This window comes from Spirosoma pollinicola, assembly GCF_002831565.1.
Lineage (GTDB): Bacteria > Bacteroidota > Bacteroidia > Cytophagales > Spirosomataceae > Spirosoma > Spirosoma pollinicola.
The window spans coordinates 5,807,690-5,820,610 of sequence record NZ_CP025096.1 but is presented as its reverse complement, the minus strand read 5'-3'; the positions used below and the strand labels follow the sequence as shown (position 1 = coordinate 5,820,610).

The window sequence follows — 12,921 nt, the reverse complement described above, 5'->3', positions numbered from 1 at the left end:
ATGACCTGTACACCCGGCATGAAGCCTTGTACGCCTAGTCAACAATCAGAAATACTTATGCAAGCAACAGACCAACAACCTGCAGTACAAGCTGGCACGATCACCATCGGTGGTGATCTGACCGTTAACCGATTAGCCTACGGTGCCATGCGAATTACCGGCGACGGCATCTGGGGACCGCCTAAAGATCATGACGAGTGTATTCGCGTACTGAAACGCACCGTTGAACTCGGCATCAACTTTATCGACACCGCCGACAGTTATGGCCCCTACGTTTCGGAAGAACTTATTGCCGAAGCCCTGTATCCTTACCCGGATGGGCTCATTATTGGCACAAAAGGTGGCCTGTTACGCACAGGCCCGAACCAATGGCCGGTCGATGGCAGCCGTAAACACCTCGAAGAAGCCCTGAATGGCAGCCTTAAACGCCTTAAACTCGACCAGATCGACTTGTATCAATTGCACCGGTTCGATCCAAAAGTACCCTCCGAAGAGTTTCTTGGTTTCCTGAAAGAAGCGCAACAACAGGGTAAGATTAAGCATATTGGCTTGTCGGAAGTGAGCATTGACCAGATCGAAGAAGCAAAAAAATACTTTGACGTCGTGTCGGTACAGAACATGTACAACTTTGGCGAACAACGCTGGAATGACGTCTTGACATACTGCGAACAAAATAACATCGCTTTTATCCCCTGGTTTCCGCTCAATGCCGGAAATGTTGCGGCAGATAATGCGATTAAAAAAGTAGCAAAACGTCACAACGCAACGGATTATCAAATCGCACTGGCATGGTTGCTGGCGGCATCGCCCGTTATGTTACCCATTGCCGGAACATCGTCGGTAAAGCACCTGGAAGAAAATGTTCAGGCCGCGACCATCAAATTGACAGACGAAGATTTGATGGATATGCCACTTCCTAAATAAAGTTTACGGTATACACTCAACTGGCGCGTACATAGCGCATTAAATTATTGTTTAGACGCTATCTAAATTACAGGCTGCATTGTATCTTTGTTCATTCATTTAAATAAATGGTGAGCAGCAACGTACCAGCAACCTATAAGGAAGTATTTCGGACCGATAGAGGAGTTGTCTATCAATGTGATGCAAGCAATCGGCTAATTCTGGAATTCTGGAACACACATACACCTTTGTCAGCCCGTGATTTTGCCCAGTTTCGGCGTATGGTCGAAACGGTCGATGTGAAGCACATGGCGTTAAGTACAGCCGCTGCCGATGATCTCGAAATCCTGACACCGCCCCGCTCTGAACGTTGTTATGTACTAACGCTTTGTGAGATTGTACACCTGCGTGAGCTGCTCAATGGCGCGAAACTCATGCTCGAACTGAACAGTATGCTTCGCGAATGTGGCTGTTCAATGGCAGAATAAATAGAAATAGATTATCTCTAAACCGACTGCTTAACAACAGTCGGTTTTTTTATGTTGTTTTACTACAGAAAACTCTCACCGCGAACAACACGGTTACTTCATATGAAAGACTTAGTAAGATTGCGCAGTTCTGTAAAGGAAAGCGTTGAACTGGCCCTGAACCAGCAAATACAAATGGAAATGATCTCGTCGTCAAAATACCTGGCGATGGCAGGCTGGTGCGACCGCAATGGTCTGGACCACTGTGCAGGTTTCTTCTACAATCAGTCGGAAGAAGAGCGCAAACATGCCATGAAGTTTTTTCACTACCTATGCGATCAGGGTGGCACAGCTTATTCGCCCGAGATTCCGGCGGTGAGTCAGGAGTTCGATTCGTTACGGTCAGTATTTGAAGGCGCTCTGGATCAGGAAATTACCGTAACGGACTCGATCAACCGAATCATTGGCATTTGCCGCCGTGAAGGCGATTATGCCACCGAGGAGCTGCTGAAATGGTACGTGAAAGAGCAAATGGAAGAAGAATACATTGCCCGTCGCTGTTTGGAATTGATCGATCAAATTCCAGCTGACCAAATTTATTACCTGGACAAAAAACTCGCCAGCGTTACCTACGACGGCAACCCATTCGAATAGATAATTCCTTTGCCCTGAAATGCAAAAAGACACCCTTAAAGGGTGTCTTCTTGTGTTAAAACTATCATCTGGTTTTTCATTTCAGCGACTGGCTACCGTCGGGCTGGTAGACATAGCGAAAGGTATAATAACGAGCTACACTCGTAGCCGCGGGAGTGGCCGGTGCTCCTTGATAATAGCTAAGAATATCCATTTTGGCATACTTACCATCGCCTGTGCGAATAATAAATACTTTTCCAGGTATGGACGAGATGAGATTGGTCGTTTGGTCATAATTGTACCAGCCTTTGCCGGAGCCCGTTGTAATAGCTAACTGAGTAGCACTTTGGTCCTGCGCGAACGTTGCGGATGAAGGCACAGATGTCGTTTCCTCAAACGTGCCGGTTTGCACATAAGCCCCCCCTTGTCCGGTTCGAATCGGTCCGCCATTGACAATAATGGTAGTACCCCGAAACCCAATATCCCACTTGTTTGTAGCCGAATCAGCGTTGGCAATCTGCTTATTATCCTTGAAGCTGAAGAGCGTGAATTTACCCGTTGCCGCAACCGGTTGCTGACCGGTAGTGGATGTCATACTGGTTGGATCGGCGGGTACATCTTTAACAGTGGTTGCCGTTAGCGGTTGAACAACGATAGGATTGTCTTCTTTTTTACAGGAGAATAAGGCGCTGCTCAGGCAAACCGCCACGATTAATTGGTTGATATGCATCTTCATTTTACTTTATTATAGGATTGGTAGTTAATTCAACACATCGCATTGTAATCCGGCTCTTGTCAACAGCCGAATCACATCCGCTTCGGTTAGTGCCTCCGCTTCGATTCGTAATACACAGTCAACATCCTCAAGATCAATGCTCCAACGGCATATGGCCCGCAGTTTGCATAACCGGCAGGCGGCCCGATGAAGCCGTTCGTCGGTGTTGATATTGGTTCGAAAAACGAGGACATCCATAGGGTATCAGCGCTAATTCTGGGTGTTCCGTAAGACTTCGAACCAGTGCAGCCGTGCCACCGCCCGACTTAGCATTTTCCGCAATTCCAGCAACTCGTGCAGTCGAAAGCTGAATCGTAGAAAACGCGACGGAGTGCTCAAATGAATGCGCTCCTCATAGGGGTGCGCATCGAAGTAGGCCGAGGTATCAATACTTCGCACATTCCACTCCAGTGCCAGAAAATCTTCATAGCACAGCCATTGGGTGATATTATTAAACTCCAGCGATATAGTGTATTCACCGTGTGCCGATGCGACTTCGGCTTTCATATCGGTGGGCACTATGCCATCGTAAAGGGTTATCCGCCCATGAGCGGAATCGGATAACAGGTGACACTGACAGTTCATAAACATTGAGCGTTTCAGGTTTATGTTGGTTATAGAGATCAGGATTTCCAGGCCCAGCGCAGAGTGGTATACCACAAGCGTCCGGCCAGATTGGGGATATAAGCCGGGTCAGTATAGCCCGTCAGGTTATCAACACCCGCTTGCAGCGTAATTGATTTCCAGGTCTTTGCCGCCGACAGATTATAGAGCATATAGCCCCGAACATACTCAGCCTCGGAATCAAGAATCAGGTTGCCGTCACGATCGGCGAAGCCATAGCGACCCCGATAAACAGCCCGTAATGAAGCTGAAAGGCCATGTTTAGGCTGTTCGTAAAAAAGCTTCAGGTTGGCCATGTGCCGGGAGCGATTGAACAACCCGCCGTATTCGCCCGACGTTACGCGCTCGCTCGCCAGGGTTTCAGGATTACGCCGGTAAACTGTCCCTTCTTTAATTCCCTGTTTGACGGCTTTATCCTTTGCGATCAGGTATTGATACCCCCCGCTTACCGTCAGATAGCCCGTTCCGACAGTCCACCGCCAGCTACTCTCCAGCTCAGCTCCCTGGGTATACACCTGACTTAAATTGTTGTAGCTGAACACATTCTGCCCATTCGTTTTACGAGCAATCACCTGTGTTTCGATCAGATCGTGAATGTCGTTTCGAAACAGGTTCAGGCTAGCCATTAGCGGAAGCGTTGGCGATTTAAGCTGTGCCCCAATATTATACGCTACAGATCGCTCGGCCCGAATCGTAGCCAGACGAGATGGGTCTAGGACAATTTCTGCCAGTTGTCCCTGCTGTGCTAGCCGGGCAATTCCCACTGCGGCCTCCTGCGTTCCAAAAACACTGTATCCTGCAACGGCATTATCGAAATTCAGGTATAACTGTCGAAAATCAGGTGCCTTGAAGCCAACGCCCAGGCTGCCTCTCAGGGCTATGCCTGGGCTAAGGGCATAACGGGCGGATACTTTGGGACTAAACTGACTGGCATACTGGCTATGGGCATCGTAACGTCCACCGGCAATTACTGTCCATCGAAGCGTGGGCATCCACTCATATTGAGCAAATCCATAGGTTGTATTGAACTGTTTCCGTTCGGTATAGCGGGTTGCCTCAACTGTTTCGGCAATGAAACCCACCCCGGTAGTCAGGATATTTTTCGGATTAATGATCCGTTCGACAACTACTTCAGGACGGTTAAACGTTTGCCGGAAGAAACTGGCATCGTATGCTTCTCTGGTTGTTGCGTAACGAAGGTCGGTTTCAGTAAAATACCCCGTTCGATAGTAGCGATACGTTAGTTTCCAGCCCGGAGATAACTGATGCGTTAACACAGGATTCAGGGTATAATCTCGTACGGTTCCAGGACCAGACACCTGAATATCGGGGCTAACGACAAAACTATTGACCTGATTTTCAGCAAAATATCGACCGGAGACAGCTAGTTTCAATTTCGGCGAAAAGGTGTATGTCAGCCGTCCGCTGCTAGTGTAATTGGTAAAAGGTGCGACAGCCTGACTACCTTCGGTGAGCGAATAACCCGCCGACTGATACCGGTCACCAAACAGATAAATACCTACTTTCCCGCTTCGGCCAACAGTCCACTGCTTGCTTACATCGGCTGATAGATCACTGGTTTTGTTTGCCCCATAGCGGGCAGATAAGCTGCCTTTTGCCTGGCTAGCTATTTCTCCGGGTGTCTGGGTAATGATATTGACAACGCCTGCTAAGGCTTCAGACCCATATAAACTTGACGAAGGCCCTTTTACAACTTCTATTTGTTTGATATTGCCAACTGCCAGCCGCGTTAAGTCGAGCGTTCCGGCTGTTCGGCCTACAATAGGTTCACCATCAACCAGAATCAGCGTGTAGTCAGGGCCAAAACCCTGTATCTGAATACCCTGGCCATGATCCGAAACCACGGCCAGGCCCGTCTGTTCGCGCAGTACATCGTTAAGTCGCAGGCTGCCCATTTGCTGAATCTGCTTCCCGCTAATTACCGTTACGGGTAGCGGCAACGCACCCATTGACCGTTCATTACGCGTAGCGGTCACAACAACCTCATCAATTGGACGTACTTTCAGCGTGTCCTGAGGTGTCGGTTGTGCAAGTGCTAAGGTGAGCAGTAAAAAGAGGGGCATAACAACGTTCGATACAATCCCGTTAAGCCAAAGGAATAACCCTTTTGCTAGCGAATCATGGCACAAACGTAGTCACTATTTAGAATTTGTCCAAACAATTCAGGTATTTATTTGTAAAGATTCTAAATAAACATAAATTTGCCCATCAATTCATCAGTCTTCACCACGTATCCCTATGCGGCTATCCCTATTTGTATCAGCTTTATTCATATTGACCTGTCCCATATACGCGCAAACGGCACCAAAGCCTGAAGACATTGCCGCCATAAAAGGACAGTGCGGATGCCACGACGTTAACTTCGTATATGCCGAGACATTCGCACCCGAAAAGTCGTATATATTTAAGGATAGGTACACGGCCAAAGGCACCGAACTGGTATTCGTTGATGAAGAATCCGGCCCGGCAAATCGACCGACCAAGCTTGTCATTCAACATCTGCTGGTCGTGGGCGATTCAATGGTGGTAAAGCACTGGCGCGAAGATTGGGAATTTCAGAATACGAGTTTGCTCAAGTTCGACCAAAGTGCGTCGTGGAAACGCATAAAGCTTACACCAGACCAGGCAAAAGGGCAGTGGGCACAGAAAGTCTTTGAAGTTGACGATAGCCCACGTTATCAGGGATCGGCGACCTGGGTGCATGTCGATGGCCGCACCTACTGGGAAAGTACCGTCGATGCGCCCCTACCCCGACGTGAATACACCAAACGCACCGACTATAACGTCATGCGCCGAACGAATCACCACGAAATTCGGCCAGACGGGTATGTTCATGATCAGGACAATGATAAACTCATTCGCTCCGAAGCAGGGGATCAGTTGTTAGCGTCTGAAAAAGGATTGAATACGTACCAACGCACAGACGATGCCAAGTGTAAAGCCGCTAAGGACTGGTGGGCAAAAAACCGGACGTACTGGGCCGACGTGCGAGCCGTTTGGGGAGACGTGTTAGCCAGCCGTGACGCCATAGCTATTAAAGGTCAGGTAAAAGGCCAGGTGTTGGGACGAGAGCTGGACGAACTGGCGGCAACAACACAGAAGACGACGTATAATTCGGCGTCGAGTCGTCAGCTAATTCGCCAGACGATTGAGAAGTATTTGAAGTAAGCTAGCTGAGGAATAAATGACTACTGATCAATAAGTTATCTGCTTTTAATTTTGTCATGGATCCGGCCACCGGCCCGCCGAAATCGCACCAATACACTCATTAACTCTCAATACTCAGTACACTATAATTTAAGTTTTGTGGCATTTACCCCCAACCCCCTAAAGGGGGCTTAGGTCGCGAATAGGCAGGCAAAGCCCCCTTTAGGGGGTTGGGGGTAAATACCACAAAACTTAAATTACAGTAGCTTCAGGGCTTGACAACTTTAATTGTAACGGCTTCGTCGGGTGTACTAACCCTTACAAAATACACGCCGGTCGCTTTCCCCAGTTGAAGTGAATGCGTCTCTACCTCAGCCGCCTGCCCAACTTCTTTGGTAAGCAGCTGCGTCCCTTTTGCATCGCTCACAATGAATTTCAGGGATTCGCCTACGGCACCACGTACTTCTACATCGGCTTTATCACCTGCCACAGGATTCCCTAAAATCGTTACCTGTAACGACGTTTTTTCGGCAACGCCAGAGCGTCCTCCAGAGATAGCGGCTGGTTCTGTTCCATATACTAGCTGCGTTACGCCGTTTGGGTCTTTGTAATAGACCGTGACGTGACTATTGGTGTCCATAGCGGCCGTGGGCTTATACGAATAGTCATTGCTTTCGTTAAATGTAGACCAGTCTGCCTTGGCAATCCGATATTGAATAGGTCCGGTGGTACTTGACGGGTACAGGCTGCCCAGAGCGGGTTTTATGTTTAATTCCAGGTAACTATCCGCCTTGCTCCTGCCAACATTCCGCACAAACTGACCTGTCACATTGCCATTGCCAACCTTAGCGTAATCGAGTATGAAAGTCAAGGGTTGTGCCCCTTCCGACGTAAACCAGTACCGTACCGATAGATCGCTGTAGGCAACGGGCACGTTACCCTCGTTGACTATGGTCAGGTATGTATTAATGGTGCTGTTGCTGGTGGCACTGTTCCTGTTCTGGGTATACGCTTTTAGCTTCACAACAGACGGAATAACATCGGGTTCAACGCCCCAGATGAGCTGTGGTACGCCACCCGGAGCTGTACGGTATAGCGTAATGTGGTCATTGAGCACGTAGCCGTTTGTGGTCCGATACGAATAGTCGTCCTTTTCGTTCAGGTTCGAATAATCACTGGTAACAAACCGCGACTGAATAGCCCCGGAATTTCCCGTTGCCAGATTGCCCGCCGATGGGTCGAAGCTGTATTCGAGATAACCGGTAGCGCCGTTGCGTGGCTGCGGTAGTGCTACATATTTAGTTTTCAACTTGTTGCTACCCAGTTGCGAATAATCGACCCAGGCACTTATTCCCGCAAAATTTTCGGCGGTGAACCAGTACCGAACGCTGAGTTCACTGTACGGAATCGGGGCCGACCCTTCATTGATCAGTAGTAGATTTGGCCGGATGGTGGTATTCGTGGCGTTGCCTTTATCATCATCCTGATACTGCACTTTCAGGGTTACGGGTGGCCGCCAGTTGGGGAGTTCGTCCCGCGTGATAACGTCTTTGTCCGTAAAGACAGCTTTCAGCAAATCAATTGGCTGTTTTTTGATGTAGTCGGTTCCGGTCCAGACCGAAAACCACGACCACCATGTGCCAAAACCACGAATTTTATCCGGGTTCGGCAGATTGCCGGTTTCCGATAAGGTCACCAGCTTTTTACCATTTAGCTGCGCTTGTGCGCTGGCCCAGTTCCCGCTCATATTCGCCGTAGGGTCAGCATAAATATCCATGCCTACAACATCGACGTACTGATCGCCCGGATACCAGTCGGCATTGAACGTATCCGTAGCGGTGTATACCCAAATCAGGTTGTGCAGCTGGTGATAGTTGGTGAGCCGGTCGTATAAAATATGCCAGAGTTCTTTGAGTGGACCTGACCCTTTGGCACCCCACCAGAACCAGCCGCCAGCCGCTTCATGCAGTGGGCGCCAGAGCACAGGCACATCGGCGGCCTGGAATTTCTTCAATTGCAGGGCAATGGCATCAATGTCGCGCAGGATGAGCTGGTAGCGCTCCCCTTTTTTATCAGCCAGCACGGCGGCAATGTCGAACGTTGTGGCATCGGTATAAAAACCGCGCCACCAGAGTTTATCAGGGGCTTGGTTAATTAGGTCGGTTGGGGCATTCCAGTGCCACATCAGGCTCACGATACCCCGGCCTTCGCCTTTTTTTGCCCATTTGATGATATCCTCGCTACTCCGCTGGGGTGTTGTTCCGAACTGGACACGGCTGGGCGAATAGTCGATTAGATCGAACGAACCAATGGCGGGCTCTTTACCCGTTTTTTCCAGTATATACTCCACGTCATCCTGCTGACCCGAGATCACTTTGCTCCCGTATTGATCAACGATATAGGAAAACAAGCCTTTAGTCGATAAGGTAGCCTGCGCATCGGCAAGTATTTTGGGTGGTTTGGCCGGTAAGGGGGCCGTGGTTGGTGTTAGCTGAATGTAGTCAACATCATAATACCCCCATCCCCGGTAAATTGTGATGGTGTTTAGTCCTTCGTTCAGCAGAAACTTCCCGAGGCCGATGGTACTGAATCCAGAAGCCGTTTTCTTCAGTGTGCCACTCCCCCGCTCGTCATTAACCTGAAAATCGACGCCCTTATCGTCATAAGGAGATGCATAGCCAATGGTCAGTTCATACAGACCAACGGGTGCATTGACCGTAATACTTACTTTATCGGTCGCGTTATCGAAGCCTGTTACATAACCTGCCCCCGAATAGCCCGGATTGGTTGTTGCAATATCTACTCCGGTCAAATCACCCAACTCAACTTCAGCCCGACCATTTACCAGCGGGACAATCGTAGGCGGTTTAACAGATGCGGGGGTGAGTACAATGTAGTCGATGCCGTAATACCCCCAGTCTTTCGCAATAGTGATCGTGTTCTGCCCCTCGACCAGTTGAAACATACCGACTGTAAGGGTACTGAAATTTTCGCCCGTACCTTTCAGGTCCTGCTCGCTGGTAACGCCATTGACGGTGAGCCGGGTCTTTTTGTCGCCATAAGGCGAATAAAATCCGATCGTCAGTTCATAAGCTCCGGCGGTTGCGGGAACGGTAAAGACAATGTTATCGCCCCCGTTGCTGTCGTCATCAAAACCCCAGGCATAACCGGTTCCGGAAAACCCCGTTCGCTCATTCGTTATCTGCACCCCATTAAGCGTAACGCCCTGACTGGCTTCCGCTTCTACCCGAATTGGGTCGGCCTGCACGATTGCAGGCAGCATAAAACTCAGCCATCCGGCCAAAAAAAAAGGGATTGCTCCCTTTAGGCGATCAGTCGCCTGATTGATTGTTGTGAGTAAATCAGAAAGCATAGTTGAAAAGGATAAGGTTTAGGAATAGGAATAATAGGTGGAACGCCGTAGCGCGGCAGGAAAGCCGCGAAGCCGTAGGCTAAGTTGTAGAGCAAGCCAATGTTAGCCTACGGCTTCGCGGCTTTCCTGCCGCGCTACAGTGTTCCTGACATTCTACTTTTTACTTAACCAGCAGAACATCATCAAAGTAGAACGTCTCGTCCTGTTTGTCGGGCCCCTGAATTCGGAAGCCTACCTGAGTCAGGGTTTTGCCGGGTGCCCAGAAGTCAATGTCCGACAATTTGAGCTTGAAGTAATTCCAGACGCCCGCTCTCACGTTGATTTTGTTCTTTTCGTCAAAGCCTCCGAAACCAGCTTTACTGGCATCAGTTGTCAGGTAGAGCGAATAATCAGCGGATGCCCCTTTGATCCAGCCCGTCACGTAGGTGTAATCAGCCGAATAAGGTATAGCCGAAGCTGACCAGTTAGCGAAACCAATCAAATGCCAGTTTCCTTTCTGGAAGCTCTTGCCAATAGACGTTGTGCCTGTCATAAACTCTTTCGTTGAAACGGCGGCAGGATCACCCCAGGAAGCATCCTGAAAACCGGTCCCATATGCGTCCGAGAAGACTTTATACGCCATATCGAGGTTCACGAACTCCTGTTTGGTACGAACGCGCCCCGTTCCATTCGTAATGGCCAATGTGCCCCGGCTGAGTGTGGAGGCAGGCATTTTAACAACCAGCTGCTTCTGCGATTTCGATACAATCGTGGCAGCATCCGAAATACCTTTCACCGAATCGGCAAACGCAACGGCAGACACATCATCCAGATTATTGCCCGTAAGCGTAATTTCAGCCCCTTTCGAAAAATCATAATTCGACACATCAGAGACTGTTGCAAAGGCCAGCACTTTGAAGTCTACCGAAACCGACCGACCAGCGCTATTAGTGAAGGTGACTTTCTGGTTACCACCCAAAGCCTCGGTAGGAACTCGAAAAATCAGGGCATTATCGGTATTTAATGTTGGCTGGAAGCCCGCAGGTACGCTTTGCTTTTCGAAGACAATGGTACGAATGTCGCCAAGGCCGGAACCGGTCAGGGTAACAATGGAGCCACCGGCCGCCGAGTCGGGAGCCATTGCTGTGGCGACAGGATTTCCGGGCGCCACCTGCGGACTGCCATCCGTATCTTTTTCGCAGGAAGTCAGGACAAGACTGGTTAAGCCACTCAGCAACAAAAAGCCCGTTATTCGATTTAATCTAGTAAAGTTCATTTGCGTATGTTTTGTGGATTATGGTATTTGGTGAATACCATAATCCAGTCAGTTTTAGTTGTAGTAAGGGACCGGATCTTTGCCAAGCTCAGGGTCCTGAACGATCTCGCCGGAGGGAATTGGCAGGTACATTTTGTCTTCCGAGAAGTTGGTGATGTACGTTGCTCCCGTTACCGTTCCCCGGTTCTGCTTCTCGATCATCGCTTTCGCCTTGGCATATCCCTGGCGTTGAATGTCGTACCAGTAATCGCCTTCAAAGGCAAACTCCACCCGACGCTCATGCAGAATATCATCCTGTGTGAATGCCGTTTTCGGCGACAGCCCCGCCCGGCTCCGTACTTTGTTCAGGGCGTCGAGTGCTTTGGCATCACTGGTCGAAGCACCCCCGGCCAATGTAGCCTCGGCGTAGATCAGCAGAATATCAGCATAGCGCAGCAACACGACATTGTTTCCCGAGTTCTGGCCCAAAACGGCATCACCCCCGAAGCTTTTGCCCGGTCCGGCAAAGTATTTAACGATATTCGCCCGGGTTGGGCCCTGGCTTCCGCCATCTTCGGCTGGCTGCAGGGTGTCGTACTTGAATCCGTTAGCCATGAACGCATTGTACTTCGGCGCATTGGCACGCTGGGGTTTCCAGTTCGGGTTGGTCCAGCCTTGCTCCATTACCGACCATTTCCGGCGCAGATCACCAAATTCATATTCTTTCAGCAAATCCAGCGACGGAACGTACATTTCCCAGGCATCGGCTTCGGCAGTACGCAGGGCACCGGCTCCACGGTCGGGGTTTTTAATATTTCCCGTTCCCCAGGGGTCCTGTGCCAGTTGATGCTGGATAGAAAACAAGCTTTCGGCGTTGTTATTCATGCTCATTTTGGTGAACATCCCACTGTAATCGGCCACCAGACTATACTTTCCGGAATTAATCACTTCGTCGGCCTTGGCTTTCGCGTTTGCATAGTCTTTGGAGTAGAGATACAATTTCGCCATCAGCCCTTTAGCCGCGTATTTCGTTACCCGGCCCGGCACATCCGATTCGGGCAGACCCGCTTCGGCCAGTTTTATCTCTTCCAGAGCAAAGCGCAACACATCCTTCTGAATGTAGCGGGGAATGTTGAAGTTACCCGACAGAGCCGTTGCACCCGGATCGGTAATGATCGGAGCCGCTCCCCAGGTACGCCCAATATAGAAATACAGCATACCCCGAATGAAATGACATTCGGCAATGGCGGGGTCCAGATAAGCGGCACCACCACCGGCAGCTTTCTTCTCTTCGAAAGTCTTGATCATTACGTTGGCATAGCCAATGATCTTATAAAAGGCACCCCATGAAGCCCCAATCCGCTCCGAGGCCGATGATACCGTGAAATTCAGGTACTCGACATCGGTATAGGTGAACATGTTGCCCGACATCACATCGCCGATAGCATCCTGTGCCCGGCTTTCGTAATTGCGCCAGGGCAAACCGCTGTAGAGCGTACTTGTCGCGGCCCGTACTTCGTCCGCATTGTTGTAATAGTTACCGGTTGTGGTGCCTGATAGGGAGGGCCGGTCAATGTAGTCTTTCGAGCACGAAGACAACATCGCCGACAGAACCAGGGCATATAGTGGCTTGATTTTCATTTTTAAAGAGAGAAATCGGACCGCCGAAGCGGAGTGAATGAGCGAAAGAGTGAAACTGTCTATCGTGAAAGAGGCTTTGAGTGGTAAAGCATTGTGCGTCAGC

11 protein-coding genes are annotated in these 12,921 nt (G+C 49.8%); 4 read left to right on the top strand and 7 right to left on the bottom strand.

Translation table 11 applies throughout. The features are described from left to right. Positions 1 to 57: 57 nt before the first annotated feature. The 3 genes from CWM47_RS24490 (at position 58) to CWM47_RS24480 (ending at position 2,024) form a co-directional block, all read left to right on the top strand. A complete protein-coding gene (locus CWM47_RS24490) occupies positions 58 to 924 on the top strand; it encodes an aldo/keto reductase (RefSeq protein WP_100990826.1) in 867 nt (288 codons plus the stop codon). Between the two features lie 107 nt (positions 925 to 1,031). Continuing rightward, positions 1,032 to 1,391 (top strand): hypothetical protein, encoded by a 360-nt coding sequence (locus tag CWM47_RS24485; protein WP_240625428.1) that lies wholly within the window; start codon positions 1,032 to 1,034, stop codon positions 1,389 to 1,391. Positions 1,392 to 1,493: 102 nt separating this feature from the next. Further along, a complete protein-coding gene (locus CWM47_RS24480; protein WP_100994031.1) occupies positions 1,494 to 2,024 on the top strand; it encodes a ferritin in 531 nt (176 codons plus the stop codon). A 76-nt stretch (positions 2,025 to 2,100) separates the two neighbouring features. Here CWM47_RS24480 and CWM47_RS24475 read toward each other — a convergent pair whose 3' ends face one another. The 4 genes from CWM47_RS24475 to CWM47_RS24460 are packed head-to-tail and all read right to left on the bottom strand — an operon-like array spanning position 2,101 to position 5,486. After that, positions 2,101 to 2,733: an HmuY family protein gene (locus tag CWM47_RS24475; protein ID WP_240625427.1), complete on the bottom strand. Its 633-nt coding sequence runs from the start codon at positions 2,731 to 2,733 to the stop codon at positions 2,101 to 2,103. A gap of 30 nt (positions 2,734 to 2,763) precedes the next feature. Then, positions 2,764 to 2,976, bottom strand: a complete 213-nt coding sequence (locus CWM47_RS24470; protein ID WP_100990822.1) for a hypothetical protein — start codon at positions 2,974 to 2,976, stop codon at positions 2,764 to 2,766. Positions 2,977 to 2,988: 12 nt separating this feature from the next. Beyond that, a complete protein-coding gene (locus CWM47_RS24465) occupies positions 2,989 to 3,363 on the bottom strand; it encodes a hypothetical protein (RefSeq protein ID WP_157816061.1) in 375 nt (124 codons plus the stop codon). Between the two features lie 38 nt (positions 3,364 to 3,401). Then, positions 3,402 to 5,486 carry a TonB-dependent receptor plug domain-containing protein gene (locus tag CWM47_RS24460; RefSeq protein ID WP_100990818.1) on the bottom strand — a complete coding sequence of 695 codons (2,085 nt, stop codon included), beginning with the start codon at positions 5,484 to 5,486 and terminating at the stop codon, positions 3,402 to 3,404. A 175-nt stretch (positions 5,487 to 5,661) separates the two neighbouring features. On the opposite strand from CWM47_RS24460, the gene CWM47_RS24455 reads away from it, so the two are divergent. Further along, positions 5,662 to 6,591 carry a DUF6607 family protein gene (locus CWM47_RS24455; RefSeq protein ID WP_100990817.1) on the top strand — a complete coding sequence of 310 codons (930 nt, stop codon included), beginning with the start codon at positions 5,662 to 5,664 and terminating at the stop codon, positions 6,589 to 6,591. A 247-nt stretch (positions 6,592 to 6,838) separates the two neighbouring features. On the opposite strand, the gene CWM47_RS39380 is transcribed toward CWM47_RS24455, so the two are convergent. The 3 genes from CWM47_RS39380 to CWM47_RS24430 all read right to left on the bottom strand — a co-directional run bounded on the left by CWM47_RS39380 (position 6,839) and on the right by CWM47_RS24430 (position 12,818). Next, positions 6,839 to 9,943, bottom strand: coding sequence for a glycosyl hydrolase (locus CWM47_RS39380; RefSeq protein WP_240625421.1), 3,105 nt, complete (start codon positions 9,941 to 9,943; stop codon positions 6,839 to 6,841). 160 nt (positions 9,944 to 10,103) lie between these two features. Continuing rightward, positions 10,104 to 11,198: a cell shape determination protein CcmA gene (locus tag CWM47_RS24435; RefSeq protein ID WP_100990816.1), complete on the bottom strand. Its 1,095-nt coding sequence runs from the start codon at positions 11,196 to 11,198 to the stop codon at positions 10,104 to 10,106. A gap of 54 nt (positions 11,199 to 11,252) precedes the next feature. Then, positions 11,253 to 12,818 carry a RagB/SusD family nutrient uptake outer membrane protein gene (locus tag CWM47_RS24430; protein ID WP_100990815.1) on the bottom strand — a complete coding sequence of 522 codons (1,566 nt, stop codon included), beginning with the start codon at positions 12,816 to 12,818 and terminating at the stop codon, positions 11,253 to 11,255. Positions 12,819 to 12,921 lie beyond the last annotated feature (103 nt).